28 protein-coding genes and 1 tRNA gene are annotated in these 26,526 nt (G+C 65.9%); 13 read left to right on the top strand and 16 right to left on the bottom strand.

Going from position 1 to position 26,526, the window contains the following annotated elements:
• Positions 1-43: 43 nt before the first annotated feature.
• The 10 genes from asd to NGB94_RS04445 form a co-directional block, all read right to left on the bottom strand.
• The gene (gene asd, locus NGB94_RS04490; protein WP_325789342.1) at positions 44-1,186 is read right to left on the bottom strand and encodes an aspartate-semialdehyde dehydrogenase; all 1,143 of its coding nucleotides are present in this window, start codon (positions 1,184-1,186) and stop codon (positions 44-46) included.
• A gap of 9 nt (positions 1,187-1,195) precedes the next feature.
• Positions 1,196-1,873: a dihydrofolate reductase gene (locus tag NGB94_RS04485; protein WP_325789341.1), complete on the bottom strand. Its 678-nt coding sequence runs from the start codon at positions 1,871-1,873 to the stop codon at positions 1,196-1,198.
• A 13-nt stretch (positions 1,874-1,886) separates the two neighbouring features.
• On the bottom strand, positions 1,887-2,693 hold the full coding sequence (locus NGB94_RS04480; RefSeq protein WP_263127466.1) for a thymidylate synthase: 807 nt from the start codon (positions 2,691-2,693) through the stop codon (positions 1,887-1,889).
• Positions 2,690-3,091, bottom strand: a complete 402-nt coding sequence (locus tag NGB94_RS04475) for a GntR family transcriptional regulator (protein WP_325789340.1) — start codon at positions 3,089-3,091, stop codon at positions 2,690-2,692. Before NGB94_RS04475 ends, NGB94_RS04480 begins: the two co-directional genes overlap by 4 nt.
• Complete coding sequence (locus tag NGB94_RS04470) at positions 3,088-4,803, bottom strand: hypothetical protein (protein WP_325789339.1); 1,716 nt, start codon at positions 4,801-4,803, stop codon at positions 3,088-3,090. The genes NGB94_RS04475 and NGB94_RS04470 overlap by 4 nt, the downstream gene beginning before the upstream one ends.
• Positions 4,804-4,943: 140 nt before the next feature.
• Positions 4,944-5,468, bottom strand: coding sequence for a ferritin (locus tag NGB94_RS04465; RefSeq protein WP_325789338.1), 525 nt, complete (start codon positions 5,466-5,468; stop codon positions 4,944-4,946).
• 91 nt (positions 5,469-5,559) lie between these two features.
• Positions 5,560-6,609: an NUDIX hydrolase gene (locus NGB94_RS04460; protein ID WP_418910608.1), complete on the bottom strand. Its 1,050-nt coding sequence runs from the start codon at positions 6,607-6,609 to the stop codon at positions 5,560-5,562.
• Positions 6,606-8,831 carry an RNA degradosome polyphosphate kinase gene (locus tag NGB94_RS04455; RefSeq protein ID WP_325789336.1) on the bottom strand — a complete coding sequence of 742 codons (2,226 nt, stop codon included), beginning with the start codon at positions 8,829-8,831 and terminating at the stop codon, positions 6,606-6,608. The genes NGB94_RS04460 and NGB94_RS04455 overlap by 4 nt, the downstream gene beginning before the upstream one ends.
• A 92-nt stretch (positions 8,832-8,923) precedes the next feature.
• On the bottom strand, positions 8,924-9,895 hold the full coding sequence (gene mshD, locus NGB94_RS04450; protein ID WP_325789335.1) for a mycothiol synthase: 972 nt from the start codon (positions 9,893-9,895) through the stop codon (positions 8,924-8,926).
• A gap of 41 nt (positions 9,896-9,936) precedes the next feature.
• Positions 9,937-10,647, bottom strand: coding sequence for a response regulator transcription factor (locus tag NGB94_RS04445; protein ID WP_325789334.1), 711 nt, complete (start codon positions 10,645-10,647; stop codon positions 9,937-9,939).
• Positions 10,648-10,784: 137 nt separating this feature from the next.
• Between NGB94_RS04445 and NGB94_RS04440 the strand changes: the two genes are divergently transcribed.
• The 4 genes from NGB94_RS04440 to NGB94_RS04425 all read left to right on the top strand — a co-directional run bounded on the left by NGB94_RS04440 (position 10,785) and on the right by NGB94_RS04425 (position 13,988).
• Entirely contained in the window at positions 10,785-11,537 is a 753-nt protein-coding gene (locus tag NGB94_RS04440) for a hypothetical protein (protein WP_325789332.1), read from the top strand.
• A 223-nt stretch (positions 11,538-11,760) separates the two neighbouring features.
• Entirely contained in the window at positions 11,761-12,360 is a 600-nt protein-coding gene (locus tag NGB94_RS04435) for an FABP family protein (protein ID WP_325789331.1), read from the top strand.
• Between the two features lie 61 nt (positions 12,361-12,421).
• Positions 12,422-13,519 (top strand): YgfZ/GcvT domain-containing protein, encoded by a 1,098-nt coding sequence (locus NGB94_RS04430; protein ID WP_325789329.1) that lies wholly within the window; start codon positions 12,422-12,424, stop codon positions 13,517-13,519.
• Between the two features lie 64 nt (positions 13,520-13,583).
• On the top strand, positions 13,584-13,988 hold the full coding sequence (locus NGB94_RS04425; protein ID WP_325789328.1) for an ankyrin repeat domain-containing protein: 405 nt from the start codon (positions 13,584-13,586) through the stop codon (positions 13,986-13,988).
• A gap of 57 nt (positions 13,989-14,045) precedes the next feature.
• Here NGB94_RS04425 and NGB94_RS04420 read toward each other — a convergent pair whose 3' ends face one another.
• The 5 genes from NGB94_RS04420 to NGB94_RS04400 form a co-directional block, all read right to left on the bottom strand.
• Positions 14,046-14,765 (bottom strand): GNAT family N-acetyltransferase, encoded by a 720-nt coding sequence (locus NGB94_RS04420; protein ID WP_325789326.1) that lies wholly within the window; start codon positions 14,763-14,765, stop codon positions 14,046-14,048.
• A 65-nt stretch (positions 14,766-14,830) separates the two neighbouring features.
• The gene (locus tag NGB94_RS04415) at positions 14,831-15,859 is read right to left on the bottom strand and encodes a 6-phosphofructokinase (protein WP_325789325.1); all 1,029 of its coding nucleotides are present in this window, start codon (positions 15,857-15,859) and stop codon (positions 14,831-14,833) included.
• Positions 15,860-16,012: 153 nt separating this feature from the next.
• Entirely contained in the window at positions 16,013-16,252 is a 240-nt protein-coding gene (locus NGB94_RS04410; RefSeq protein ID WP_325789324.1) for a PspC domain-containing protein, read from the bottom strand.
• A gap of 79 nt (positions 16,253-16,331) precedes the next feature.
• Positions 16,332-16,619 (bottom strand): hypothetical protein, encoded by a 288-nt coding sequence (locus NGB94_RS04405; protein ID WP_325789323.1) that lies wholly within the window; start codon positions 16,617-16,619, stop codon positions 16,332-16,334.
• Positions 16,616-18,130 carry a PspC domain-containing protein gene (locus NGB94_RS04400; RefSeq protein WP_325789322.1) on the bottom strand — a complete coding sequence of 505 codons (1,515 nt, stop codon included), beginning with the start codon at positions 18,128-18,130 and terminating at the stop codon, positions 16,616-16,618. The genes NGB94_RS04405 and NGB94_RS04400 overlap by 4 nt, the downstream gene beginning before the upstream one ends.
• A gap of 134 nt (positions 18,131-18,264) precedes the next feature.
• Between NGB94_RS04400 and NGB94_RS04395 the strand changes: the two genes are divergently transcribed.
• Together NGB94_RS04395 and NGB94_RS04390 are read left to right on the top strand one after the other, a co-directional pair.
• Complete coding sequence (locus NGB94_RS04395) at positions 18,265-19,542, top strand: PspC domain-containing protein (RefSeq protein WP_325789321.1); 1,278 nt, start codon at positions 18,265-18,267, stop codon at positions 19,540-19,542.
• Positions 19,539-20,198, top strand: a complete 660-nt coding sequence (locus NGB94_RS04390) for a response regulator transcription factor (RefSeq protein ID WP_325789319.1) — start codon at positions 19,539-19,541, stop codon at positions 20,196-20,198. The genes NGB94_RS04395 and NGB94_RS04390 overlap by 4 nt, the downstream gene beginning before the upstream one ends.
• Here NGB94_RS04390 and NGB94_RS04385 read toward each other — a convergent pair.
• Positions 20,195-21,418, bottom strand: coding sequence for a pyridoxal phosphate-dependent aminotransferase (locus NGB94_RS04385; protein ID WP_325789317.1), 1,224 nt, complete (start codon positions 21,416-21,418; stop codon positions 20,195-20,197). The two genes, NGB94_RS04390 and NGB94_RS04385, sit on opposite strands and share 4 nt — an antisense overlap.
• A 305-nt stretch (positions 21,419-21,723) precedes the next feature.
• On the opposite strand from NGB94_RS04385, the gene NGB94_RS04380 reads away from it, so the two are divergent.
• From NGB94_RS04380 to rplJ, 7 genes are all read left to right on the top strand, one after another.
• Positions 21,724-21,796 (top strand) — tRNA-Trp (locus NGB94_RS04380).
• Between the two features lie 102 nt (positions 21,797-21,898).
• Positions 21,899-22,168, top strand: coding sequence for a preprotein translocase subunit SecE (gene secE, locus NGB94_RS04375; protein ID WP_091602578.1), 270 nt, complete (start codon positions 21,899-21,901; stop codon positions 22,166-22,168).
• Between the two features lie 98 nt (positions 22,169-22,266).
• Positions 22,267-23,064: a transcription termination/antitermination protein NusG gene (nusG, locus tag NGB94_RS04370; protein ID WP_325789316.1), complete on the top strand. Its 798-nt coding sequence runs from the start codon at positions 22,267-22,269 to the stop codon at positions 23,062-23,064.
• A 126-nt stretch (positions 23,065-23,190) separates the two neighbouring features.
• A complete protein-coding gene (rplK, locus tag NGB94_RS04365; protein ID WP_091602584.1) occupies positions 23,191-23,622 on the top strand; it encodes a 50S ribosomal protein L11 in 432 nt (143 codons plus the stop codon).
• A 134-nt stretch (positions 23,623-23,756) separates the two neighbouring features.
• Entirely contained in the window at positions 23,757-24,464 is a 708-nt protein-coding gene (rplA, locus tag NGB94_RS04360) for a 50S ribosomal protein L1 (RefSeq protein ID WP_325789315.1), read from the top strand.
• Between the two features lie 123 nt (positions 24,465-24,587).
• Complete coding sequence (locus NGB94_RS04355; RefSeq protein ID WP_325789314.1) at positions 24,588-25,667, top strand: GNAT family N-acetyltransferase; 1,080 nt, start codon at positions 24,588-24,590, stop codon at positions 25,665-25,667.
• A 272-nt stretch (positions 25,668-25,939) separates the two neighbouring features.
• Positions 25,940-26,506, top strand: coding sequence for a 50S ribosomal protein L10 (gene rplJ, locus NGB94_RS04350; RefSeq protein WP_152226442.1), 567 nt, complete (start codon positions 25,940-25,942; stop codon positions 26,504-26,506).
• The last annotated feature ends 20 nt before the right edge of the window (positions 26,507-26,526 follow it).

Here is a 26,526-nt window from a genome sequence, read left to right as displayed (position 1 = left end):
TTGGAACTCCAAACGGACGGCTTCAGTCATTAAGGTTTCAGGCCTACAGGTTGCCGGTGGCGATGCGCAGCATCCGGCGCAGCGGCTCCGCGGCGCCCCAGAGCAGCTGGTCGCCGATGGTGAACGCGCTGATGTACTCCGGTCCCATTTCAAGCTTGCGGATCCGGCCCACCGGAATGTCCAGCGTGCCGGTCACGGCTACCGGGGTGAGCTGTTCCATGGTGGCTTCCTTGGTGTTCGGAACCACCTTGGCCCACTGGTTGTCCGCGTCGATGATCCGCTCGATCTCGGCGACGGACAGGTCTTCGGTGAGCTTCAGGGTCAGCGCCTGGGAGTGTGAGCGCATGGCGCCAATGCGGACACAGAGCCCGTCGAAGGGGATCCGGCCGGAATCGGAGCCGAGGCCCAGGATCTTGTTGGTCTCCGCGCCGCCCTTCCACTCTTCCTTGGACTGGCCGTTGCCCAGGTCGGCATCGATCCACGGGATCACTGAGCCGGCCAGCGGAACGCCGAACTGGGAGGAGCCCATGGAGGGATCCTTCTGCTGGGCCAGTACTGCGCGGTCGATCTCCAGGATGGCCGACGCCGGATCGGCCAGGTTCGCTGCCACGGCGGAGTTCAGCGCGCCGAACTGGTTGAGCAGTTCGCGCATGTGCCGGGCGCCGCCGCCGGAAGCTGCCTGGTAGGTCATGGACGTGCCCCACTCCACAAGCCCGTTGCGGAACAGTCCGCCCAGGCCCATGAGCATGCAGGACACGGTGCAGTTGCCGCCCACGAAGTTCTTCACTCCGCGGGCCAAACCGGCGTCGATGACGTCCCGGTTAACCGGGTCCAGCACGATGATCGCGCTGTCATCCATGCGCAGCGTGGAGGCGGCATCAATCCAGAGGCCGTCCCAGCCGGCGTCGCGCAGCTTGGGGTACACCTCGGAGGTGTAGTCACCGCCCTGGGTAGTGACAATAATCGGCAGCTTGGCCAGCGTCTCAATGTCGTAGGCGTCTTGCAGGGCACCGGCACCTTCGGCAAAGGACGGCGCTGCGCCGCCCGCGTTCGAGGTGGAGAAGAAGACGGGGTTGATCAGGTCGAAATCACCTTCGTCCTGCATGCGCTGCATAAGGACGGAACCGACCATGCCCCGCCAGCCGACGAAGCCCGCGGTGGGAACAGAAGAAGCTGCTGAAGTCATGGTTTCAGTCTAGGGCAGGGGCTGGCGGCCGTCCTGCTCGGTTACGTTCCGGTTCCGGGTCCACAGCGCGAACCGGTACTGCAGGCCGTTCGCTGATGTGTACCAGTCCTGCGCCGGGCTGACGCCGCTGAACGTCCAGTCCGAGCCCAGGTGCGGCGCGTAGCTGTCGCCGTCGGTCGCGGTGTTGATCACAGTGACAACCGCAACATCCGCCAGGGGCTCAGCGGCGGCATACACCTGGGATCCGCCGACGATCCAGATCCGGCTGCCGCCGTCACTGCCTTCGGCCGCTTCCAGCGCCGCTTCCAGGGAGGGTACGACGACGGCGCCCGCCGGTTCCAGCTCGGCGGCCAGCCCTTCGCGGGAGGAGATCACAATGTTCTTCCGCCCCGGCAGCGGACGGAACGCTTCGGGGAAGGACTCCCAGGTGCGCCGGCCCATGATCACCGGGTGGCCCAGGGTGCTGGCCTTGAAGTGGGCGAGGTCTTCGGGCAGGTGCCAGGGCATCCCGCCGTCCTTGCCGATCACGCCGTCCGTGGTCTGGGCCCAGATCATGCCAACGAGCGGCACACCGGTGTTCCCGTAGCCCCGGGCTGCCAGGGCGTCGTCGAGTTCCAGCCCTTCTTCGCCGGCGCGGCCAACGGGATAGTAACGGGTGGAATCAGCGAACCTGTTCGATTCAGTCAAGACGGGTGCCCTTTCACACGGCGATAGGTGCCTTGATGCCGGGGTGGTGCTGGTAGTCCAGGACCTCGAAGTCATCAAGCTCGTAGTCGAAAATGCTGGCAGGCTTCCGCCTCAGCCGCAGTTTAGGATACGGGAACGGTGAACGGGACAGCTGCTCTGTGACCTGGTCCAGGTGATTGTCATAGATATGCACGTCGCCGCCGGTCCAGACGAATTCGCCCGGTTCCAGGCCCACCTGCTGCGCCACCATCAGGGTCAGCAGCGCATAGGAAGCGATGTTGAAGGGCACGCCCAGGAAGGTGTCAGCCGAACGCTGGTAGAGCTGGCAGGAGAGTTTGCCGTCCGCGACGTAGAACTGGAACATCGCGTGGCACGGCGGCAGCGCCATGTTCTCCACCTCTGCCGGGTTCCAGGCAGTGACGATATGCCGGCGCGAGTCCGGGTTGTTCTTCAAACCGTCAATGAGCTTGGCGATCTGGTCGATCTGGCCGCCGTCCGGTGTGGGCCAGGAGCGCCACTGGACGCCGTAGACCGGCCCCAGCTCGCCGTCGTCGTCCGCCCATTCATCCCAGATGGTGACGCCGCGTTCCTGCAGCCAGCGCACGTTCGAGTCTCCGCGCAGGAACCACAGCAGCTCCAGCGCCACGGATTTGAAGTGCACCCGCTTGGTGGTGATCAGCGGAAAGGACTCGCTGAGGTCAAAGCGCATCTGCCGGCCAAAGACACTGCGCGTTCCGGTGCCCGTGCGGTCGGATTTCGGGGTGCCGTGCGCCAGGATGTCGCGCAGCAGGTCTTCGTACGGTGTGGGAATCGTGGTCACGGCTCCAGTCTAGTAGGGCGGCTCATGGCTGAAGCCAGCAGGCTGAGCACAACGGCGTCGGGAACCCCGTGCCGGCGTGCCGCCTCCGCAAGCTGTCCGACGGCGTTGCCCACCTCGGCGGGGACACCTCCCGGTTCGCCGGCAGGCGCAGCAGCACGCTGCGCTATGACGGTGCCCCGGCGGCGCAGCGCTGTGACGGTTCCCTCGGACTCGAGTTCCTTGTAAGCCCTGGCCACCGTGCCCGGAGCCACGCCAAGGTCCGCGGCCAGGGTGCGGATGGTGGGAAGCCGGTCACCCGGTGCCAGGATTCCCGCTGCTGCGAGGGAACTCACCTGCGAACGGATTTGTTCATACGGCGGAACGGGAGAGGCCAGATCCACCCGGATCTGTGCGCTCATGCCCGCTGCGCCGGAGGGAGGTCTGCCTGCTCCGCGTAGCGCGGATCATCCGGGAAATGCGACGGGCCGAACTGGCGCCACGCCACCACAACAGCGGCGAGCAGCAGGAGGGTGCTGACCGCACTGCTTTGCTGGACCAGCGGAGCCAGCCAGTCCAGCGGCGGTTCAAGATCGATGTCCGGAGCGTAAGTGGTAGCCCAGCGGCTCTGGCGGGAGACATCGGTGAGCACCAGGCCCGCGGCCGCGAGACAGGTTGCGGTACTGGTCCGGGCCAGGCGGAACAGCGCCACCCGGCGCAGCCTCAGGTCAACGTCCCGGTCTCCGGGCAGCGCAGGCCGGGCCAGAACCTTCCGGGACACCAGATCGGTGACCAGCGGCAGGAGCAGGACCAGCAGGGCGGAGCCGAGGGCAAACCGCCACTCGAAGAAGGGCTCGGGAACAATTGCCTGTCCCGCGGACGGCAGACCCGGGACGCTGCGGATGCCGGCTTCATCTTCGGCGTAGCTCCGGGCCGCGCGGTCAATGGACGGGCTGAGCAATGCCGCGCCCAGGAGGATGCAGAGGGTCAGCGCTGCCCCGGCTGTGCCGGTCCACCTGAGCCAGCGCGGCGGGCGGAGGAAGTCTGCGGACTCCTCATCCAGCGCTTCCGCGGTGGGATGAATCCTCCGGATACGGCGCGCATGGGTATATTCGGTCACCGCGCACAGCGCCGTGAAGGTGACCGCCGCGGCAGCCAGGGCGAGGACTGCGGCCATCCGGTGCTCCATGGCCAGCCCAAACACGACGATCCCGAGGGCGCCTGCGGCTGCCGGTCCGGCAATCGTCAGGCGGAGGCTCGTGGCAGTGGCCTTCACCGCCAGGGGAGAAGAGGGAGGGGGAGCGCCGTCGGCATTGGACGGCTCCGGCAGGGGAATCCTGGGCGCCCGGACCAGGAGGGCCAGGATGCCGCCGAAGGTGATCCAGAGGGATACATACCGCAGCGCTTCACCGCCCGCGCTGAGTCCGGGTGGATTCGGGTAGTTCGAGAGGAAGACGCCTCCGGACCAGGCAAGCATGATCATGACCCCGGCCGCGGCGCGCAGGACCCGATGGGCCGACGCCAGGCGGAGTGCGGCGTCGGCTTCGGGTGCCGTGCCCGGAACCACGGGCCGCACGGAGATGAGCATGAGGACGCCGGCCACCGCTGCCACGGTGAGCAGCAGCCACGGCGCCCAGCCTGCCAAAAGCTGCTGTGCGGACGCGGATCCGGGGTCCCGGGCCAGCGTCGTCGCCAGGATAAGCAGGTTGTAGGCCAGGAAGAAGCCAGCCACCGCGGTCATGTAGCGGGGGACCAGGGCGATGACTCCGCGGTGCTCCAGACGGGCGGTGCGGACCGATCCCCGCGGCCGGGGCCAGGTCAGTTCACCGGCCACCAGTACGCCCAGGGCGAAGACTGTGGGAGCGCCCAGCTGGACCACTGCGGAGGAGAGGGCATAGTGCCCGTTCCACCAGAGCTCGCCGCCGGTTTCCCGGAGCACGGGCTGGAGCACTCCCGGGAGCCAGAGGGCTGTGCCCAGGGCGACCATGCCGATACGGCGGGCGTACTTCTGTGCCGCTTCGGTAACAGTCCGCGGATCAGTCCCGGGCCTGGGCCGGACCGTGAGCACCACAAAAGCAACGACGGCGGCGCAGAAGGCAATGGTGCCAAGAACAGACAGTGCGGCCGCAGCCATAGGATCCCCCGGAGCTCTGAATGTCAGATTGTGCCAAGTCTCTGGTACATAACTCCGGGGGTCAACCCCTGCCCGTCCACCGAGAGGCCAGTTACGGCTCTTTTCAGGGCTGAAAGCAGCCGCAACTGGCCTTTCGGTGGTTAGAGGGCGCCGCCGGCAGCTTCGGGAGCGCCGGCGTCGTCTCCGCCGTCGCCCACGCGCTCGCGGGCCATGAAGTTCTCGAGGTCGAACAGGTTGTCAGCGCGGCGGGCTACGGTCAGCAGCGTGCTCATGGAGGCAACCTCCTCCACCTGCTCCTTGAGGAACCAAAGCATGAACTGCTCGCCCAGTGCGTCGCCTTCCTCGCGTGCTGCTGCGAAGAGCGCCTCGATCTGGGAGGTGACCTGCTTCTCCTGCGCCAGGGCCAGCGCGATCGGCTCCACGACGTCGCTGAAGTCATTCTTCACCGGATCGACGCCGGGGATACGGACCGGCAGGTCACGGTCAAGCATGTACTGGACCAGCATCATTGCGTGGTTCCGCTCTTCGACTGACTGGGCGTAGAAGTGGCGGGCCAGCTGGGGAAGGTCTTCGCCGTCGAAGTACACGGCCATGGCCACGTACTGCTGCGACGCGTTGAATTCGTTGCCAATCTGGGCTTCCAGAAGATCAGTGAATTTGCTCATGGAGCCACAATATGCCCGCTGACCTGCGCAGAAAAGGACGGATAGGCTTAGCTCGCCAAGGCTTGGCTTGCCTCAGCAGCGTGCCCGGACACTAGTCGTCGAAGGGCCGGTACCGTTCCAGGGAGACCACCCGGCGGGGGTTGCGCCGGCTGACCTGGCACACGACTATCTCGCCCGGTGCCAGATAGGGGTCCTTTTCAGGCAGCAGCGCCGCCATCCGGTCCGGCATCTGGTCTGCAAGGACGCCGAAGACCAGCGGAAGCACCGGGCGGTGCGTGCACAGCGCCACGGCACGGGCCTTCTCGAACAGGTTATCCACGGCCAGCCGTGCCTTGGCGGGCTTGCGCTTGGCGTTGTGCTCGGTGATGGCGTCCACCGTCTTGAACTTTGGTTTCCGCGTGTTCACATACGGGCCCATGGTCTGCACGCACCGCAGCCAGGGACTGGAGACCACACGGTCCGGATGCCATGCCTGCAGCAGCCGGGCAACGGCCTTCGCCTGCCGCTGGCCGGTGGCAGCCAGCGGCCGGTCGCCTTCGGCCCGGGCCCAGGACGAACGCGGCTTGGCCTTGGCATGGCGGACGATGATCAGCGGCCAGGTTTCAAGGTCGCCGGCCCGGAAAGCGGTGACGAGGGCTTCCAGCGGCAGCCGGTCGGTGGGATTGGTCAGGAGTCCCGCCGCTTCCTCCGGGGAGCACCAGCGGACTCCGTCCACTTCCTTGCCGTCCGGCCGGGGTTTGGCGTTCGTTCCGTTGGCTGCCCAGTAGTGCACGGCTTTGATCCCGGAAGAGACCGGATACCGTGTTTCCGGCAGGGCGATGCCCAGCCGGATATCGAGGCCAATTTCCTCTTTGACTTCCCGCACCGCGCATTCGGGAATGGTTTCCCCGGAATCCAGCTTGCCCTTGGGCCAGGACCAGTCGTCGTAGCGCGGCCGGTGGATCAGCAGCACTTCAAGCTGGTCGCCGCGCACCCGCCAGCACAGGGCCCCGGCAGCGATGACCTTGGGTTCCCCGGCCAGGTCCAGGGCCGTCGTCCGGCCGTCCAGCAGCAGCGCAGCGGTGTCCTCCGGTGTGTCCCTTCCACCCCCGGGGGTGTCCAGCGGCAGGTTTTCCGCAGCGGGCTCCTCCGTGTGCATCAGCGGCGGGCCAGTGCGCGCTGGCGCGAGCGGGAGGCGAGCAGCCAGGACTGCACATCCTCAAGCGGGTTGCCTTCGTCATCCATGTGGTGCCGCGTCCAGATCCCGTCCGCGTCCAGATGCCAGCTGGCGGTTCCGGGATCGAGGTAACGGTCCATGAGTTCGATCAGGTCGGCGATGTCCTCGGCGGAACCCAGCTGGACCAGGGCCTCCACCCGGCGGTCCAGGTTGCGGTGCATCATGTCCGCTGAACCGATGTACACCACGGGATCGCCGCCGTTGGCGAAGGCGAAGACACGCGAGTGCTCCAGGAAACGGCCCAGGATCGACCGGACGGTGATGTTCTCGCTGAGCCCGGGTACGCCGGGGCGCACCGAGCAGATGCCGCGCACGATCACGTCTACGCGAACCCCGGCCTGGGATGCCCGGTAAAGGGAATCGATAATCGCCTCATCCACCATCGAGTTCACCTTGATGATGACCCGGGCGTCCAGCCCGGCCTTCTTGTTGGCGATCTCGCGTTCAATCCGGTCGATCAGGCCCGAACGCACCGAACGGGGTGCCACCAGGAGCCGCTTGAACGTGGACTTGGGGGCGTACCCGGAGAGCTGGTTGAACAGCTTGGTCAGGTCTTCGCCGACCTTCTCGTTCGCGGTGAGCAGGCCCAGGTCCTCGTAGTAGCGGGCGGTGCGCGGGTGGTAGTTGCCGGTGCCGATGTGGCAGTAGCGCCGCAGCCCGTCAACTTCCTGGCGCACCACCAGCGAAAGCTTGCAGTGTGTCTTCAGGCCCACGATGCCGTAGACCACGTGGACGCCGGCCTGCTCCAGCTTCCGGGCCCAGGAGATGTTCGCCTGTTCGTCAAAGCGCGCCTTGATCTCGACCAGGGCAAGCACCTGCTTGCCCGATTCAGCGGCGTCAATGAGCGCATCCACAATCGGGGAGTCGCCTGACGTCCGGTACAGCGTCTGCTTGATGGCCTGCACCCGGGGATCGGCGGCAGCCTGTTCCAGGAAGGCCTGTACCGATGTGGAGAACGAATCGTAGGGGTGGTGCAGGAGGATGTCCCGGCGCCGCATGGCCGCGAAGACGTCCGCCGGCTTGGACGTTTCGGATTCCTTCAGGTGCAGGGAAGTGTGCGGAACCTGTTTCGGGTAGTGCAGGTCCGGACGGTCGATCTGGCTGATCGGGCTCAGGCCGCGCAGGTCCAGCGGGCCGGGAAGCGTGTAGACCTCGTCCGCTTCGACTCCCAGCTCACGTACCAGCAGCTGGCGGATGCTCGGATTGATGTCCGGTGTTACTTCCAGCCGGACGGGCGGTCCGAACCGGCGGCGGAGCAGTTCCTTCTCCAGCGCCTGCAGCAGGTTCTCGGCGTCGTCCTCTTCGACCTCCAGGTCCTCGTTGCGGGTTACCCGGAAGGTGTAGTGCTCCACCACGTCCATGCCGGGGAACAGCTGGTCCAGGTGCTCGGCGATGACGTCTTCGAGCGGGATGAACCGGGCAGTGCGGCCGGCAACGTTCCCGGCACGCGGTCCGTCCACCGAGATCAGGCGCGGCAGCTGGTCCGGGACCTTCACGCGGGCAAAGAACTCCTTGCCGCTGACCGGGTTGCGCACCACGACGGCGAGGTTCAGGGAGAGCCCGGAAATGTAGGGGAAGGGATGGGCCGGGTCTACTGCCAGAGGGGTGAGGATGGGGAAGACCTTGGCTGCGAACTGGCGGTGCAGCTGGGCCTTGGAAGCGTCGTCAAGATCGCTCCAGCCCACCAGGTGGATGTTCTCTTTCTCCAGGGCCGGACGGATCTGCCGGGCGAAGACCTCGGCATGGCGCTGCTGCAGCCGGTAGCCCGCTTCGGTGATCTGTTCCAGCTGTTCCACCGGGCTCAGGCCCGCGGCGGAAGGAACGGCCAGTCCCGTTGCGATGCGGCGCTTCAGGCCCGCCACCCGGACCATGAAGAACTCGTCCAGGTTGGAAGCGAAAATGGAGAGGAAGTTGACCCGTTCCAGCAGGTAGAGGTCCGGGTCTTCGGCAAGTTCCAGCACCCTGGCGTTGAAATGGAGCCAGCTGATTTCCCGGTCCAGGAAACGCTCCGGGGTAATGTCACCGCTGGGCAGGAGGGCCGGCCCAAAATCCGGAATATCGATGCGGTCCTGTGTGGCCCGCGGTGCAGGCATTGCCTCGGATGACCCAAAGGGCGACCGTGCGCCGGCTGCAGTGTCGGAATCCATAGTGTTTCTCCCTGGCAGTTCTGGCAGGCCAATTGCCCCCTGCATCGCAGGCGGCGAAGGCCCTCATCCTCAACCCTACAAGCAGCCGGTGCTTATTCGGCCGCGTACATCACGTCCACGTCCCAGCGCACAAAACCGAGCTTGCGGTAGAGGGCCACCGCGGCAGTGTTGTCCGCGTCCACGTAGAGCATGACGGCGTCCAGGCCGGACTCGTGCAGGTAGCTGATTCCCGCCAGGGTCAGGGCCTTTCCGAGGCCTGAGCCCTGGGCCTGCGGCGTCACGCCAACCACGTAGACCTCGCCGATGGCCGGGTGGCTGCCGCTGCGCGGATGGACCTTGGTCCAGTGGAAGCCCAGCAGCTCGCCGTCGGATTCGCGGACCGCCAGCAGGAAGCCGCTGGGGTCGAACCAGTCTTCGGCCATCCGCGCTTCAAGGTCAGCCCGGGTCATCGCGCCCTGTTCCGGGTGGTGGGCAAAAGCCGCGGCGTTCGCAGCCAGCCACGCCTCCTCGTCCTGGCCGGGCACGAACGGGCGCAGCTGCACGCCCTCCGGCAGGTCAGCGGCAGGAAGACCCTGGGACAGTGCGTCGTGGGACAGGCGCATCCGCCACAGTTCGCGTACCGGGTGGAAGCCGAACCGGGCAGCGAGCTTCACGGCAGCCTCATGGTTCCCGTGTGACCATGCCTTGAAGTTCTCTCCGGCATCTTCCCGGGCGGCCTGGGCCAGGGCAGTGCCGACGCCCTTGTTGCGGTAGTTGGGATGAACCACCAGTTCCAGCACGCCGCCGCCGTCATCCGCGGAAAGGGTGAGGACCGCTGCGCCGGCAAGCTCCTGGGCCGTAGCCGGATCCGAGTGCTCATCGTGGGTCAGGGCCAGGAAAACACGCACCCGGTCGGGATCCGCCGACGAGGAGCGCAGGTCAACGAGGGTCTGCTCGGAGAAAGGCGGGTTGCCGTCGGCTTCGGCAGCGGCGGCGGCCAGTTCCAGGATGCCGCGCAGGGCGGATTCCTCCGGGGTGCCGCGCGTAGTGAGGACAGGCCATGTGGTCAGGGGGTTCTCGCTCATTGAAGAAGACTAACCACTCAGGCGGCCGGACGGGAGACGGCTCAGGCTTCGTGCCCCGCCGCTGCTGTCTGCTCCTCGTGGGTTCGTGCCTTCGCGAAGCGGTAGCCCACGTTGCGGACGGTGCCAATCAGGTTTTCGTGATCCGGTCCAAGCTTTGCCCTCAGGCGCCGAACGTGAACGTCCACGGTGCGGGTGCCGCCGTAGTAGTCGTAGCCCCACACCTCGTGCAGCAGCTGGTCGCGGGTGAAGACGCGGCCGGGGTGCTGTGCCAGGTATTTGAGCAGCTCGAACTCTTTGTAGGTCAGGTTCAGCGCCGTGCCGCTGACGCGTGCGGTGTAGCTGGCCTCGTCAATCACGACGCCGGAGGCGTGGATCTCGGTGCTGGATTCTTCGGCGGCGGCCTCGGTCCGGGAAACTGCCAGCCGAAGGCGGGCTTCAAGTTCAGCCGGCCCGGCAGTGTCCAGGACGACGTCGTCGGCCAGCCAGTTCGCCGCGACGGCCGCCATGCCGCCCTCGGTCAGGACCAGGACCAGAGGGGTGCCCAGCCCGGTGGCCTTGAGCAGCTGCGTCAGCGACCGTGCCCCCACCAGGTCCTTGCGGGCGTCCACCAGGACGACGTCGCAGGGGTCGATATCAAGGAGCGCAGTGGGTTCCGCGGGGAGGATGTGCACCTTGTGGTTGAGCAGTTCCAGGGCAGGCAGGACCTCGACGGATGACCCCGGACTGTTGGTCAGGAGCAGAATGTGCGACATAGATCCTCCGAAAGTTAGGCGCACATCATCGGGCACGTTATCCCATCCGGTCCCCAGCGGCCGAAGAGTGGTTGAAAGTATACCCAGCGGCAGCCCGGCACCCCGTAGCTTTTATCCACGCTGCGTAATAAGGCAGTATGACTAGGGTGAAACTTTGGAGCATAGCGGTGCCGGCGGCGATTGTACTGGTCGGAATCGTGGTGGCGTCCTTTGTTTCCCCCGAGGCTACGGCGCTCTTCACCGGTGCCGCTGCCGCCCTGGCCGGGTTTGGCTGGCCGTACCTGCTTGGCGTTCCCGCACGCAAGAGCCAGGGGCTGGTTCTGGCCCTCGTGGGTGCCGGCGGCGTGGCCGCTGCCTACTTTGCCCCCGCCACCGCCATGCTGACCTGGATGCCCGGCATCGTGGCCGTTGGCGTGGGCGCCGTGTTCCTTATCCAGCTGCTGCGCGGCACCGGTCAGCCGCACCGGCTTGAATCGACCATCGGCGTGATTGCCGGGGCCCTCGTTTCCGGCATGGCTGCCGGCTGGGTTGCCGCAGACCGCCTTCCGGGCGGAGAAGGCCCCGAAGGGCTCATCTCGGCGGGAGCGGCGGCCGTCGCCGTAGCCATCCTTATCTCCCTGATTCCGCTCGCGGACAGGATTACCGCGCCGGTCGGCGTCGTTGCCGGAGCCCTCGCGGCTGCCGGCGCTGCCGCGCTGGTACCGGGCCTGCCTATTCCGGCGGGAGCCTTCGTCGGTGCGCTCTGCGCTGCGGTGATCGTCGCCGTCCGCCGTCTGGCGCTGATCCGGGACGACTCCCCGGGAATCCTGGGAATCGTCGCCGCCGGAGCTTCGCCGGTCCTGGCGCTGGGCACAGCCGTGTACTTTGCCGGCCGCCTTTTGGTCCCCTAGACCGCCCCTGCGCAGGGAGTCACAAGAGACAAAGCACCCGCGCGGCGGGTTAGGATGTAGGCATGTCGCTTCTTGCTCTTGAAATCTTCTTCATTGTCCTTCTGGGTATCACTGGCCTGGCCATGGCAGGTTTCGCAGCCCTGGTTGTTGCTCGCCTGTACAAGGGCCAGAAGTAACCCCAGCCCCCAACACCACCCCGAGCTGAAAAGGGAAGGGTCCGGCCATGCCAATGGAGATCCCCACAGACCTCACGCCCGAACTCGTCCCGCTGTCCTGGCTGCTGGGCGTCTGGGAAGGAACGGGCCGCCTCGGCGAGGGGGATGCCGAGTCCGAGCATTTCTCCCAGCGGGTGACCTTCCGCCAGAACGGGCTGCCCTACCTGCAGTACACGGCGGAGAGCTGGCTGACGGACGAAGAGGGCACAGTGCTGCGCCCGCTCGCCGTCGAGACCGGGTTCTGGGCGCTGGACCGTCCGCTTAACGACGCCGACGGCGGCCCCGGCCTCATTCCCGCGGACATCGTGCCGGCCCTGCGCAGCGCCGACGAAGTCGAAGAGCTCCGCAACGATTCGGGCGGCTTCGACATCACGGCCACGATTGTGCACCCGGGCGGAATCGCCGAGCTCTACTACGGCCAGATCAAGGGCCCGCAGATCCAGCTCACCACGGACCTGGTCATGCGCGGGGTGAACTCCAAGGAGTATTCCGCCGCTACCCGGATCTACGGCCTGGTGAACGGTGATCTCTACTGGCGCTGGGACGTTGCAGCCGAAGGCAAGGCCCTCGAAGCGCACGCCTCGGCGATCCTCAAGAAGAAGGACTGAACCGGAGTTCGATTCGAAGGGGAACGGAATACCGTTCCCAGGCTAGGACGTTGCACCTGACATGAGCATCAAAAGCCCCCTCCTTGCCCGCCCCGGAGCTGTCGAAGCCGCCGGCGCCGATGCCGGTACGGCAGCCCACTACGGCGACCCCCTGCGCGAGCAGCGTGCACTGGCACGCGGCGAAGCCGTTACGGACCTCTCCAGCCGCGGCGTCGTCACTGTCTCCGGAGCTGACCGGCTGAGCTGGCTCAATACCCTTTCCTCCCAGCAGGTCGCTGCCCTCAAGCCGGGGGAGAGCTCTGAACTGCTGCTGCTGAGCATCCAGGGCAGGATCGAACACGACGCCCGCATCCTCGACGACGGCGAACGCGCCTGGCTGATTGTTGAAGGTGCTGAGGCGCCGGAGCTCGCTGCCTGGCTGAACAGCATGAAGTTCATGCTCCGGGTGGAAGTCCGGGATGTCACTGCCGACTGGGCAGTGGCGGGATCGGTTGCGCCGGTGCCTGCCTGGTCGGACTTCGCAGTCTGGACGGATCCCTGGCCCCGGGTGGGCCCGGGCGGACACGCGTACACCGAAACCGCAGATCCCGCCCACCCGGGGTACGAGCGGCCCTGGTACGAGTACCTGATTCCCCGGGACAGCCTTGAGACGGCTGTCAGCGCCGCCGGGCGCCCCGTGGCCGGATCCATGGCGGCCGAGGCCCTCCGCATCGCCGCCTGGCGCCCGCGGCTGGGGGCTGAGACCGACGACAAGACCATCCCGCACGAACTGGACCTCATCCGCACGGCCGTCCATCTGGCGAAGGGCTGCTACAAGGGCCAGGAGACCATCGCGCGCGTGCACAACCTGGGACATCCCCCGCGCCGGCTGGTGTTCCTGCAGCTGGACGGTTCGCAGCACACCCTCCCGGCGGCAGGAAGCCCGGTCAAGCTCGGCGAGCGGGTGGTAGGACGGGTGACCTCTGTGGCACAGCACTATGAAATGGGTCCGGTCGCGCTGGCCGTCATCAAGCGCTCGGTGGATCCGGACGCCGAGCTGGTCGTCGAGGACGACGGCGAACTCTACGCAGCGGCGCAGGAACTGGTCGTTTCCCCGAACGCCGGCCAGGCCGTGGGACGTCCCAGCGGACTGCTGCGCACCCCGCGCCCGCGCAGCTAGGCCCGGCCCGCCAAGGACAAGATTCACAATGGCCGGCAGCCGCCGGCACGGAAGGACGAGCCAGATGAATGAAACACCGGACCAGACGCAGGACGGCGGAGCTGACCAGGAGATGCTGGAGCTCGCCGAACGCCTGTTCGACGGCGCGCGCCAGGGAGACACTGAGCTGCTGCGGACCTACGTAAACGCCGGTGTGCCCGTCACCCTGACCAATGCAGCAGGAGACTCCCTGCTCATGCTCGCGGCCTACCATGGCCACGCCGAAACGGTCCAGGCGCTGATTGGGCTGGGCGCGGACGTCAACACCCTCAATGACCGGGGACAGTCCCCGCTGGCAGGAGCCGTGTTCAAGGGCCATGCGGACGTTGTCCGCACGCTGCTGGCTGCCGGCGCGGATGCTGACACCGGAAACCCTTCGGCCCGGGCCACAGCCGCCTACTTCCAGCGCGCCGACCTGCTCGAGGGCTAGTCCGCCCGCAGACGCGGAGCAGGGGAGCGTTCGCCCCGGCCCACCTCCGCTGGACCGCTAGGCAGGCAGGGACACTGAGGTGCAAAGGCCGGCGGAGACGAAACCGGCACCCGCTGCGGTACGGCTGGCACCCAGGTTATTGGACTGGATGCGGGACTGGGGGATAAGTCCCGCCGCCATTGCGTCTTCCACTGCGATCGACGTGACATAGGAACCCAGTCCCCGCATCCGGTGGTCCGGAGCGGTCAGGGTGCCAACATCGGCCAGGATGCCCTCGCGGATCGTGTAGCCCGCTCCCGCCAACGGGACGGGAGTTCCCGGGCCTGTGTCATCGACCAGGACGAACAGGATGTCGTGGCCGGAGAGCTTGGCTTCCACGACGTCGTCCGGAGGGCACAGCCGCTCAAGGGCCTCTGCGTACTGATAGTCGTCCGCCACCGCCAGTTCTTCGGCCACCGGGATCGGCGGATACGAATCCGTGTAGTAGAGGTGTTCCTCCGCCATTCCCCGTCCGCCATGGTCAAGGGAGAGCCGCAGCAGTCCGGAGAAGCTGCTCAGTTCGGCCGTGCTCTTGGAGCGAACCTGTTTGGCCGCCCATTCCGGTCCGGAAAAAACTTCGCGTCCGAACAGGCGGACGAACTTCACTTCGCTCGCCTCGTCCTGGACGTCGTAAATGCGCTCTTCGTCCACTGCGGCTGAAAGGGCGTCGTCTTCCAGCCCCAGCCTGCGGGACCAGGCGAGCTGGATGATGGCAACAGTGCCGGGGTCTAGGTCCATACGACTCAAGCTACACGGGTGTGCGCAGGGCGGCGCAAGGTGCGGATGGCAAACTAATAGGGGACCTAACCAAAAAGAATGGCGGCTTCGTCGTAGCGGCTCTGCGGAACCGTCTTGAGGTTGCCCAGTGCCTTCTCGAATCCGACCCGGACAATGTCCGTTCCATGCAGGGACACCATCGTGCCCCACAGTCCGTCCATGACCGAATCGACTGAGGCCATGCCAAGCCGGGTGGCCAGCACCCGGTCGAAAGCGGTGGGGACACCTCCGCGCTGGATGTGGCCCAGGACGGTGGCCCGGGTTTCAATGCCGGTACGCGCCTCGATTTCGGGTGCCAGGAGCTCGCCGATCCCGCCAAGCCGGGGCCGGCCAAACGAATCGAGTCCGCGTTCGGAGTGCGGGGCCTCCATGTCGGTGGTGACGAAACCTTCCGCCACCACTACCAGGGGTGCACGTCCGCGTTCCCGGGCCTCGTTCACCCACTGGGCGATCTGGTCCAGGCTCACCGGCTTTTCGGGGATGAGGATGGCGTGGGCTCCGGAAGCCATGCCGGAGTGCAGTGCAATCCAGCCGACGTGGCGGCCCATCACTTCCGCAACCATGCAGCGGTGGTGGGATTCGCCGGTGGTGCGGAGGCGGTCGATCGCTTCGGTGGCAATCTGCACGGCCGTGTCGAATCCGAAGGTGAAGTCCGTGGCATCCAGGTCGTTGTCCACGGTCTTGGGAACGCCCACGATCTTCAACCCGGCGTCCGTGAGGCGCTGCGCGGCGGCAAGGGTACCTTCGCCGCCAATGGCAATGACGGCGTCGATCCCCAGCCGTTCGAGTGTCTTCCGGATGTTCTCCGGGCCGCCGTTGGGACCTTCGAAAGGATTGGTGCGGGAGGTCCCCAGAATGGTGCCGCCCTGCTTTGAAATGCCGCGGACCCGGGTACGGGGCAGGTCGATGATGTCGCCGTCGACTACGCCGCGCCAGCCGTCGAGGAAACCGACGAACTCCACGTTATGGGTCTTGATCCCGTTGAGTACCGCTCCGCGGATAACCGCGTTGAGTCCGGGGCAGTCGCCCCCGCTGGTAAGGATGCCGATCTTCATTACGTGACCCCTGGATCTGGTAGGTGGGCGGCGGCCTCCTATGATTCTAGCCACCAGCCGGCGGCCGCCCGGTACCCGGCACTCCGCCGGGGCCCGGCATTACGCGGATTAGTTCCTGCGGCGCGTAACAGAAGCTGCCGGGCCCGGCCTGGGTCAGCGCTTGATGAACTTCTGCAGCGGGATCGTGCCGTCCGTGGTCGGCAGCAGCAGCCAGGCCACCAGATAGGTGCCGATGCCGATGAACGGCAGCAGGAAGCTGAGCAGGACCACAATCCGGACCAGCGAAACGTCCCACCCGAACTTCTGGGCTATGCCGGCACAGATTCCGGCCAGCCAGCCGCCGCGGGCGCGTTTGATGGGGGAGGAGCGGAGTACGTCGAAAAACTTGTCCATCGGTTGATTCTTCCTTCTTTCGTGGTGTTCCGGGCCGTGTGCACGGCACTTTCGGCCAGGGGCGAAAAGGGGCAGCGGGTCAGGCCTCGCGGTTCCTGCCCAGGACGGCCAGCAGGCCGCCGATCACCAGGGCGGCGCCGGCACCGATGAGCAGGCCAAGCAGCACCATCCCCGTGTCCAGGCGGATGCCGGTGAGCTGGACTGCGAGGATCAGTGCTCCGACCACCGCCAGCACCAGGCCCCAGACGATGGTGCCTACGCGCAGCGGCCGGCGTTCGGGTTCCGGCGCGGGTACATAACCCGCCGGTGTGCCGAAGGAAGCCGGATCGGCGTCGTAATTGCGGGGTTCGTTTGGGGATTCGCTCATCGGTCCAGGCTGCTTTCGTTTGTGGTCACCAGGACGTTGCTGGCGACACCTTTGATTTCGATGATGATGCGGTTGCCCCGCGCCCCGGGATTGAGCTGCCGTTCCTGCGGGCCCACCCACAGGCCGCCCGCAGAGGTGTGCGTGCCGCCGTATTCAAGCTCTACGTTGCCAAGGGCCATTTCGGAGTAGACCGAGACGGGCACGTCATCGGGTACCAGGATGCTGAGGTCTCCGGCTGCCACGCTGACCGGAACAGTGATGTCTCCGTCCTTCAGGTCGTCGGCCACGCCGCGCAGGTCGAGGTTTCCGTCCGCAGCTGCGACGCTGTAGCCCTCCGCGGCGGTTCCGGACTGGCTGGCGCTCCAGCTGGACTGGTTGGCCACCACAAGGTTCCGGTAGGCGAAGCTGCCGTTGAACAGCAGTGCGGCAATCAGGGTGAGGACGCCGAGTCCGCCGGCCAGCCCGGATGACCTGCCGGCGGCACCCAGTCCCACGATCCCGAGACCGAGGACAACGCCGGCTGCGGCCAGGGCCACGGTGACGGGGGAACCGGTTTCGTAAATGCCTGCGTAATCCAGGGCCAGCAGTGCCCCGGCTGCCAGGAGGGCAAACCCGCAGATCAGCGCAACCCACGACGCCGGCGGGTGGCAGTTTACGGGCTTCGGATCCTTGCCGGGCGGAGGGAACTGCACGTAGATGCCGTCGAAGTCCCGGGTGGAAGCGTGCCCCGGCCCGGCCGGATCAGCCTGGTGCGCTCCATACGCCAGGGGCATCGTCGGAGCTTCGGGGCCGGGGTATCCGGCAGCGGGTGCGCGGCTGGCCGCGGGCGCAGCGGGCCGGAACGGTCCGTTCCCTGCAGGGTCCGGTGTCCCGGAATAGGTGCCGGCCGAAGACCAGTCCTGCTCGCCTGCCGGTGCCTGGCCCGGAACGCCCTGGCTCGGAACGCCCTGGTTCGGAGATACGTACGTGGAAGGACCCCCGGACATGTTCGGGGCGACCCGGTCCCTGCCGTTGTTCCGGGTGCTGAGCCAGTAGATGCCCAGCACCACGGCCGCTATCCAGAACAGGCCCCAGAAGATGGAACCCAGCCAGCCGTCATTGGCCCAGAACGAAATGCCGGGCCCGCTCACGCCCAGGATGGTGAAGACAAGGGCTCCGGTCATCCCGGAAGACCAGGTTCCGTGGACGGCTTCCTCCAGATGGATCCTGCCGTCGGGCTCGGGCAGCAGCGCCCAGGCGACGCCGTACAGGACGACGCCGATGCCAAAGATGGAGAGCACGATGACGATGCCGCGGACCAGCACCGGGTCGAGTCCGGTACGCCGGGCGATTCCTCCGGCGACGCCGCCGATCCAGCGGTCGGGAGAGCGGTGGATGCCGAGCTGGCGGATCCAGGTGAAGAAGGAATTCTCGGGGAATGGGCCGTGGGGCGCCGGGCCGGGCATGGGCGGCGGTACCGGCCGGGTGTGGTCCCCGCCCGGCACTCCGGGGTCAGTAGGATGCGAGTTCATGGTTCCAGTCTTCCAACCAGGCGGTGCGGTTACATCCGGGTTTCCCCTGAGGCGCCCCTGAACGTACCCCTGAACCTCGCACAGGGAAGGAAATATGTGCCGGTTCCCGGCCCCTGCCGTGCTTGGATTGGACCATGAGACCTCCCCTGCTCCGCTCACCCGAAAAGGTGGTTGCCGGCGTCTGCTCCGGGCTGGCTGTCCATCTGGGCATGCCGGTGGCTACGGTCCGCATCCTGATGGCTGCCCTTTCGCTGGTAGCCGGTGCCGGGATCGTCCTTTACGGCTGGCTCTGGATCATGGTGCCCACCGCGGAGGAACAGGCAGCAGCGGGGGACAAGAACCCGCGCAGCGTGGCGGAGAACTTCGCCCGGTACCTGCAGCAGGGCCAGGAAACACGGACGGGCACCAAGGCGGGGCTGATCGGCAGCCGCGAAATCCTCATTGGTCTCGCCCTGCTGATACTGGCCGCCGCAGTGGTGGCCCAGGCCCTGGGGGCCCAGATCAACCTCCAGCTGCTCTTCCCCTTCGCGGTGATCGCCGCCGGCGCAGTCCTGGCCTGGTCCCAGCTCGACGCCAGCCGGAAAGCCGGGCTGGTTGCCGGGGCCGGAGCAGACCGCAGAATGGGACTGCTGAGGCTTATCGCCGGACTGGTGCTGGTCATCTCAGGATTCCTGCTCGTTGTTTCCGGCTCAATCACCTGGGACGTACTGCTGGCTGCCTCGCTTGCGTCCCTGGCAGTCCTGGCCGGCATTGCACTGGTGCTGGCGCCCTGGGCCGTTCGGTGGTGGCGGGCCTTCCAGGCTGAACGTGCCGGCCGCATCCGGCAGACCGAGCGTGCGGAGATCGCCGCGCACCTGCACGACTCCGTGCTGCAGACCCTGGCGATGATCCAGAACCGCGCAGGGTCCGAGTCCGATGTCATCAAGCTGGCCCGGGCCCAGGAACGGGAACTGCGCCAGTGGCTCTACGCAGACCCGGAGAAAGGCACCGGCACCCTGGCGGACGCGCTGAAGGCCGTCGCCGCCGAAGTGGAAGACGCCTACGGGCATCCGGTGGACTTCGTGGCGGTGGGAACAGCAGAGCTGACGGTCCACAGCTCAGCCCTGGTGCAGGCGGCCAGGGCCGCCCTCTTCAATGCAGCCCAGCACGCTGGCGGACAGATTTCCCTGTATTTGGAGTGCAGCGCAGAGACCGCGGAGGTGTTCGTCCGCGACCGGGGCGCAGGGTTTGACCCGGAGTCAGTGCCGCAGGACAGGATGGGCCTGCGGGAATCGATCATGGGCCGCATGAAGCGGCACGGCGGCACTGCCCGGGTACGGACCAGTCCGAACGGCACCGAGATACATTTGGCATTGCCCCTGGCCGGCACGGACTCACCGGCCGCGCAGCAGAAGGAAGCGGAGAACACGTGAGCATCGCGGCAGAACCCATCGATGTGGTGGTAGTGGACGACCACGCCATCTTCAGGTCCGGTCTCAAGGCCGACCTTGACGCCCGGATCCGGGTACTCGCCGAGGCGGCAACGGTGGAAAGCGCCATTGCGGCCATCCGGAGTGCACGCCCCGCGGTGGTCCTGCTGGATGTCCACCTTCCCGGCGGTTCCGGAGGAGGCGGCGCCGAGGTCATTGCGGGATGCGCCGACCTGCTCGGCACAACACGGTTCCTGGCCCTGAGCGTCTCGGACGCGGCTGAGGACGTGGTTACGGTGATCAGGGCGGGTGCCCGCGGCTACGTCACCAAGACCATCTCCGGTGCGGAGATTTCCGACGCCGTCGTCCGGGTGGCCGGCGGCGACGCCGTGTTCTCGCCGCGGCTCGCCGGGTTTGTGCTCGATGCCTTCGGAGCATCCACAACGGTCAGCGTAGAGGACGAACTCGACCGGCTTTCTGTCCGCGAACGGGAAGTCATGCGGCTGATAGCCCGCGGCTACAGCTACAAAGAGGTGGCCAAGGAGCTGTTCATCTCGGTGAAAACCGTCGAAACCCACGTTTCAGCGGTCCTGCGGAAGCTGCAGCTCTCATCCCGGCATGAACTGACCAGATGGGCTGCAGCCCGCAGGCTGCTCTAGGCCTTCGCCTGACCCAGGAAATCCTTCAGCCGGTCCATGCCGGTGGCGAGGTCCTCGTCGCCCAGGGCGTAGGAGAGACGCAGGTACCCGGAAGGGCCAAAAGCTTCGCCCGGAACCACGGCGACTTCGGCAGCGTCCAGGATCAGCGCAGCAAGCTCCGCCGAGGTCTGCGGCCGGACAGCCCCACCGGCATTGGGGAATTCCCTGCCAAGCAGGCCCCGCACATCCGGGTAGGCATAGAAAGCACCCTCGGGCATCGGGCAGACGACGCCGTCGATCGAGTTCAGCGCCTCCACCATGGCCCGGCGACGGCGGTCGAACGCAATCTTCATCTCATCCACGGCAGTCAGCGGCCCCGAGACCGCGGCCAGCGCGGCCATCTGCGAGATGTTCGAGACGTTGGAGGACAGGTGTGACTGCAGGTTGGTAGCCGCCTTGATGACATCGGGGGCTGCGATCATCCATCCGACCCGCCAGCCCGTCATGGCGTAAGTCTTGGCCACACCGTTGAGGATGACCACCTTGTCACCCAGCTCGGGGCAGCGGGTGGCAATGGAGGTGAAGGGCACGCCGCCGTAGGTCAGGTGCTCGTAGATCTCGTCGGTGACCACAAACAGGCCGTGGTCCGCGGCCCACATGCCGATCTCAGCGACGTCGTCCGACGGGTAGACCGCGCCGGTCGGGTTGGACGGAGAGACGAAGAGCAGCACCTTGGTCTTCTCGGTCAGTGCTGCGTCCAGCTGGGAGACAGTGACGCGGTAATCCTGCTCGGGGCCTGCGAAGATCTCCACCGGCACACCGCCGGCAAGGCGGATCGCCTCGGGGTACGTGGTCCAGTACGGGGTGGGGACCAGGACTTCGTCACCCGGGTTGAGCAGGGTTGCGAACGCTTCGTAGACGGCCTGCTTGCCGCCGTTGGTTACCAGCACCTGGGACGGATCCACCGAGTAGCCCGAATCACGCAGGGTCTTCTCCGCAATCGCCTTCTTCAGTTCAGGCAGTCCTGAAGCAGGGGAGTAGCGGTGGAAGCGCGGATCCTGCGCAGCGGCCACGGCGGCGTCGACGATGTAGCCGGGAGTCGGGAAATCCGGCTCGCCGGCACCAAAGCTGATGACCGGCCGGCCGGCCGCCTTCAGCGCCTTGGCCTTCGCGTCAACTGCAAGGGTGGCGGATTCTGCAATGGAGGCGATGCGCTCTGAGATTCGGCCGTTGGAAGGCATGGCGTTCCCGTCTGGTTTGGTACTGGATGCGTGCGGTATTGAATGCAAAACAAGCTTAGTTGCGCAGAGAACACATTTCAGTCTTTTACAGTTCCCCGGCCGGGTCCGGTGCCCTGATTTACGGCTCCGTTCCAGGCTCCCGGCCCGCTCGGGGGCGGCGTTTGGGCCGTGCCGGGGGGCCGGTTCGACTCCGGGGCAAAGATTGCGTAGACTTGTTCCTCGGTGTTGTTCTCTTGATGCTGGAGCATGCCCGCGGACCGGTTAGGTCGTATGCGGGATGTGCCGGTAAAGTGGAACTCTCCCGAAGGGTAGTGGCGCAATTGGTAGCGCAGCGGTCTCCAAAACCGCAGGTTGCAGGTTCGAGTCCTGTCTGCCCTGCGCATGACGTCGGTTTCGCCGTCTAAAGCAGTCCTTCATGAAGCAGCGGTGCCCAGCCTGAGGCTGCGGCACCGTGAACCGAACAGATGAGTGAGGCGAAAGGTGACCGAGACAGCTGCCAGCAGCTCCAAGGGACACCCCTCCGGCAAGCCTGCGAAGAAGCGGGGCTTCTTCGGCGCCATCGCTCTCTTCCTGCGCCAGGTCATCGCCGAACTGAAGAAGGTAGTGACCCCCACCCGCAAGGAGCTGGTCCGGTTCACCATCGTGGTTCTCGCCTTCGTGGTGGTCATGATTATCATCGTGTCCCTTCTGGACTTTGTCTTTGGTGCTGGCGCACTGTGGATCTTCGGTTCGGGCGGCGGCGAAAGCTAGCCATCGAATTCCCTTCCGCCCGCCGTGCGGGGAAGGTCCGTTCGAAGAACTGAGCTAGTGACAGACCAATAGAGCTGAAGAAGAAAGCAGGAATCTACGTGTCCGAGCAAGAACTCGATTCACAGATCAATGACGAAACCGCTGATCTGGACACCGAGGATCAGGTGACCGAAGCAGACGCTGCGGCGGATGCCGGTGACGCATCGGCCGAAGACGCGGAGAATGCTGAAGAGGCTGCCGCCGAAGACGCAGAAGCCGGGGAGGAAACCCCCGCTGCCGCCGAGCCCGAAGAAGATCCCGTTGCCGCCTTCAAGGCAAAGCTGCGCCGCCAGGAAGGTGACTGGTACGTCATCCACTCCTACGCCGGTTACGAAAACCGCGTGAAGGCCAACCTCGAGACCCGCATCCAGACCCTCGACATGGAAGAGAACATCTTCCAGATCGAGGTCCCGATGGAGGAAGTCGTCGAGATCAAGAACACCACCCGCAAGATCGTGAACCGCGTGCGCATTCCCGGCTACGTGCTGGTGCGCATGGAACTCACGGACGCTTCCTGGGGCGTTGTCCGCCACACTCCCGGTGTCACCGGCTTCGTGGGCAACGCACACAACCCGGTCCCGCTGAGCCTGGACGAAGTCTTCTCCATGCTTGAGCACACCGTGGTCTCCCCGAAGACCACTGCCTCCGGAGCACCGGCCAAGGCCGCGCAGGCTGCCATTGCCGTGGACTTCGAAGTGGGCGAGTCCGTGACCGTCAACGAGGGCCCGTTCGAGACCCTCCCGGCCACGATCTCCGAGATCAAGCCCGAATCCCAGCAGCTGGTGGTTCTGGTGACCATCTTCGAGCGCGAAACCCCGGTTACGCTCTCCTTCGGACAGGTCACCAAGATCCAGTAACAGACTTCGCTCCGTGCAGGACCGCTTTATCCTGCACGGCAGCGTACGGCCGCCGCGCCACGGCGGCCACCAACCCGGACGGACGCTCCTGTCCTTCGGGAACTTATTTCAGAGAAGGACCCTTTCATGGCCCCCAAGAAAAAGGTCACCGGCCTTATCAAGCTGCAGATCAATGCAGGCGCCGCCAACCCGGCTCCTCCGATTGGTCCTGCCCTTGGCCAGCACGGTGTCAACATCATGGAATTCTGCAAGGCGTACAACGCTGCAACGGAATCCCAGCGCGGAAACGTTATTCCGGTCGAGATCACGGTCTACGAAGACCGCTCCTTCACCTTCATCACCAAGACGCCGCCGGCGGCTGAACTGATCAAGAAGGCTGCAGGCGTTGCCAAGGGCTCCGGCACCCCGCACACCGTCAAGGTTGCCAAGCTGACCCAGGCACAGGTCGAAGAGATCGCCACCCAGAAGATGGAAGACCTGAACGCCAACGACGTCCAGGCCGCCGCCAAGATCATCGCCGGCACCGCCCGCTCCATGGGCATCACCGTCGAAGGCTAATAAAGCCTCACCGCACGGCCTAGCGCCGGGCACATCCAAAATCATTCAGCCGAATCGCCCGCACTGGGCGCCGCGGCACGTGGCAGGGCCGAGCGCGGTCCGACAGACCACAACTGCACAAGGAGAAAAAGCAGATGGCAAAGCGCAGCAAAGCATATGAAGCCGCTGTGGCAAAGATCGACGCGGACAAGCTTTACGCGCCGGTTGAAGCCGTAGCACTGGCCAAGGAAACCAACCCGTCCAAGACGGACGCCACCGTTGAGGTTGCTTTCCGCCTGGGCGTTGACCCCCGCAAGGCTGATCAGATGATCCGCGGCACGGTCAACCTGCCCAACGGCACGGGCAAGACCGCCCGCGTCCTCGTCTTCGCCACCGGCGAGAAGGCTGAAGCAGCTATCGCTGCCGGCGCCGACTTCGTTGGTTCCGACGACATGATCGAAAAGGTTGCAGCAGGCTGGACCGACTTCGACGCCGCAGTGGCTACTCCGGACCTCATGGGCAAGGTTGGCCGCCTGGGCCGCGTGCTCGGCCCGCGTAACCTGATGCCGAACCCGAAGACCGGCACCGTGACCCCGAACGTCGCCAAGGCTGTCTCCGACATCAAGGGCGGCAAGATCGACTTCCGCGTCGACAAGCACTCCAACCTGCACTTCATCATTGGCAAGACGTCCTTCGACGCCCAGAAGCTGGCCGAGAACTACGCCGCTGCCCTGGAAGAAGTACTCCGCCTGAAGCCGTCTGCGGCCAAGGGACGCTACATCCAGAAGGCAACCGTGACCACCACCTTCGGCCCCGGCATCGCCGTCGACCCGAACGTGACCAAGGTCCTCGCCGAAGCGTAGCCTTACCGCTTCCGGCCCTGGCCGGCAGCCTTCAAAGCGGCCGCAGCGTAACGCTGCGGCCGCTTTTGCGTGTCCGGAGTGTCTCCGGGTGACAGGTGCCGGGCCTGCCTGCAGGATGGATCCATGACTACCACGTTCGGCCCGGTACGGGTCTCCCCGGTGCCGCGCAGTCTTGGCGGCGAAGGCGCCGATGTGTTCCTCGCCGTCGTCCGCATGCTCAATAACCGGTACCGGAAGCTGTGGGGGCATTCGGACTTTGAGGAATCCGCGGCCGCCCAGCTGGCGGTAATGCAGCCGCGGAAGGACGGTATCCGGATCATCCTGGCTCCGGAGGGTGCTGAACCCGCCGGTGCTGCCGTGCTCATCCTGCCGCTGGCTGACAACACCCACCTTGCATGGCTGGACATCCTGGTGGACCCCGGTGCCGAGGGACAGGGGCTCGGCAGGGCACTGCTGCAGGCTGCGGAAGCGTACGCCGCGGAGCAGGGCCGAACCGTCCTGGAGGGGGAAACAGAACACCGCTTTGCCTCCAAAGGCAGCCGCGTGCTGGTCCCCGCCACCGGTGCCGGGGAGGTTCCTGCGGACCGGGCGGCCCGTTTCGCCGGCGCAGCGGGATTCACGCTGGAACAAGCGGACCGGATCAGCCTGCTGCAGACAGCTGAAACAGATCCGGAACCGGTTCTGGACCGCGCCCTCGAGGAGCTGCAGGGCCGCTACGAGCTGGTCGCATGGACCGGAAGTGCGCCGGAGGACGTGCTGGAGGACTATGCACTGCTCCGCCGCCGGATGAGCACCGACGCGCCGATGGGCAACGTCGACTGGGAAGAGGAAGACTGGGACGCTTCCCGGGTGCGGCTGAGCGAGGCGACCCGCGCGGCCGCCGGTTACGAGGTGCTGTGCACCGCCGTTAGGGACTCAGCCTCCGGAAAGCTTGCCGGACACACGGTGCTGGAGGTCAACAGGGAGCGTCCCGACGTGGCCATGCAGGATGACACATTGGTGCTCCGCGAGCACCGGGGGAACGGCCTGGGCCTGCTGCTCAAGGCTGCCAACCTCGGCCGGCTCCGCTCGCAGTACCCGGATGTGCGGCGCGTGTACACGTGGAACGCAGCAGAGAACCGGCACATGCTGCGGATCAACGAGGCGCTGGGTTTCCGCCCTGCGGGCTGGGCCGGCCAGTGGCAGAAGCGGCTGGGACGGTGATTTGGTCCCTGCCCGGATCTCACGTACTCTTGAACTACCAAAGACCGTCGGTCGATGTGCCTTCAATCCCACAGCCAAGCTGAACCTTCAGTTTCCGCGTGTGGAATCCGGTTGGAGAACCATCCGAAAGTCCCTTCCAAGGGCGGCCTGCGCAGGTGAACGAAGTGAACTCCGGAATCCAGTTCCGTTGAGTGCCGCCCCGTGCATCTGCCCGGGGCGTTTTTTGTGTTTGGGACCCGATCAACCGGCATTATTTCCCCGGAAGGAGGGTTATGGCAACGCCAACCAAGGTGTCAGCAGTTGAAGAAATCGCCAACGATTTCAAGGATTCAACCGCTGCTGTCCTAACCGAATACCGCGGGCTCACCGTTGCACAGCTCAAGGAGCTGCGCCGTTCGCTCGGCCAGGACACCAAGTACTCGGTCGTCAAGAACACCCTGACGGGCATTGCAGCCAAGGAAGCCGGCATCGACGCGTTCGATGGCCAGCTCTCCGGCCCCACTGCAATCGCCTTCATCAAGGGTGACGCAGTTGCCGCTGCGAAGAGCCTGACGGATTTTGCAAAGACCAACCCGCAGCTGATCATCAAGACCGGTATCTTCGAGGGCAACGCCCTTGACGCCTCCGGTGTTGCTGCCCTGGCTGCGCTCGAGTCCCGCGAGTTCCAGCTTGCACGGGTCGCCGGTGTCCTCAAGGCCCCGATGTCCATGCTGGCCCGCTCGGTCGATGCCCTGCGCATCAAGCTCGAAGAAGAAGGCGGCGCTGCTGCTCCCGCTGCGGAAGAAGCTCCGGCTGCCGCAGAAGAAGCACCGGCCGCCGAAGCAGCCACCGAAGAGTAATAACTCTTCACCCTCAACTC

Origin of the sequence: Arthrobacter koreensis (genome assembly GCF_035792275.1) — a bacterium.
Taxonomy (GTDB): Bacteria; Actinomycetota; Actinomycetes; order Actinomycetales; family Micrococcaceae; genus Arthrobacter_B; species Arthrobacter_B koreensis_A.
Note: the sequence above shows the minus strand (reverse complement) of the source record. Positions and strands in the feature narration are given on the sequence as shown.

What these genes read in the sequence shown, in the direction of transcription:
- asd (WP_325789342.1), bottom strand. Translation starts at nt 1,186, where the DNA reads ATGACTTCAGCAGCTTCTTCTGTTCCCACCGCGGGCTTCGTCGGCTGG.
- NGB94_RS04475 (WP_325789340.1), bottom strand. Translation starts at nt 3,091, where the DNA reads ATGAGCGCACAGATCCGGGTGGATCTGGCCTCTCCCGTTCCGCCGTAT.
- NGB94_RS04470 (WP_325789339.1), bottom strand. Translation starts at nt 4,803, where the DNA reads ATGGCTGCGGCCGCACTGTCTGTTCTTGGCACCATTGCCTTCTGCGCC.
- NGB94_RS04465 (WP_325789338.1), bottom strand. Translation starts at nt 5,468, where the DNA reads ATGAGCAAATTCACTGATCTTCTGGAAGCCCAGATTGGCAACGAATTC.
- NGB94_RS04455 (WP_325789336.1), bottom strand. Translation starts at nt 8,831, where the DNA reads ATGGATTCCGACACTGCAGCCGGCGCACGGTCGCCCTTTGGGTCATCC.
- mshD (WP_325789335.1), bottom strand. Translation starts at nt 9,895, where the DNA reads ATGAGCGAGAACCCCCTGACCACATGGCCTGTCCTCACTACGCGCGGC.
- NGB94_RS04445 (WP_325789334.1), bottom strand. Translation starts at nt 10,647, where the DNA reads ATGTCGCACATTCTGCTCCTGACCAACAGTCCGGGGTCATCCGTCGAG.
- NGB94_RS04440 (WP_325789332.1), top strand. Translation starts at nt 10,785, where the DNA reads ATGACTAGGGTGAAACTTTGGAGCATAGCGGTGCCGGCGGCGATTGTA.
- NGB94_RS04435 (WP_325789331.1), top strand. Translation starts at nt 11,761, where the DNA reads ATGCCAATGGAGATCCCCACAGACCTCACGCCCGAACTCGTCCCGCTG.
- NGB94_RS04430 (WP_325789329.1), top strand. Translation starts at nt 12,422, where the DNA reads ATGAGCATCAAAAGCCCCCTCCTTGCCCGCCCCGGAGCTGTCGAAGCC.
- NGB94_RS04425 (WP_325789328.1), top strand. Translation starts at nt 13,584, where the DNA reads ATGAATGAAACACCGGACCAGACGCAGGACGGCGGAGCTGACCAGGAG.
- NGB94_RS04420 (WP_325789326.1), bottom strand. Translation starts at nt 14,765, where the DNA reads ATGGACCTAGACCCCGGCACTGTTGCCATCATCCAGCTCGCCTGGTCC.
- NGB94_RS04415 (WP_325789325.1), bottom strand. Translation starts at nt 15,859, where the DNA reads ATGAAGATCGGCATCCTTACCAGCGGGGGCGACTGCCCCGGACTCAAC.
- NGB94_RS04410 (WP_325789324.1), bottom strand. Translation starts at nt 16,252, where the DNA reads ATGGACAAGTTTTTCGACGTACTCCGCTCCTCCCCCATCAAACGCGCC.
- NGB94_RS04405 (WP_325789323.1), bottom strand. Translation starts at nt 16,619, where the DNA reads ATGAGCGAATCCCCAAACGAACCCCGCAATTACGACGCCGATCCGGCT.
- NGB94_RS04400 (WP_325789322.1), bottom strand. Translation starts at nt 18,130, where the DNA reads ATGAACTCGCATCCTACTGACCCCGGAGTGCCGGGCGGGGACCACACC.
- NGB94_RS04395 (WP_325789321.1), top strand. Translation starts at nt 18,265, where the DNA reads ATGAGACCTCCCCTGCTCCGCTCACCCGAAAAGGTGGTTGCCGGCGTC.
- NGB94_RS04385 (WP_325789317.1), bottom strand. Translation starts at nt 21,418, where the DNA reads ATGCCTTCCAACGGCCGAATCTCAGAGCGCATCGCCTCCATTGCAGAA.
- rplK (WP_091602584.1), top strand. Translation starts at nt 23,191, where the DNA reads ATGGCCCCCAAGAAAAAGGTCACCGGCCTTATCAAGCTGCAGATCAAT.
- rplA (WP_325789315.1), top strand. Translation starts at nt 23,757, where the DNA reads ATGGCAAAGCGCAGCAAAGCATATGAAGCCGCTGTGGCAAAGATCGAC.
- NGB94_RS04355 (WP_325789314.1), top strand. Translation starts at nt 24,588, where the DNA reads ATGACTACCACGTTCGGCCCGGTACGGGTCTCCCCGGTGCCGCGCAGT.
- rplJ (WP_152226442.1), top strand. Translation starts at nt 25,940, where the DNA reads ATGGCAACGCCAACCAAGGTGTCAGCAGTTGAAGAAATCGCCAACGAT.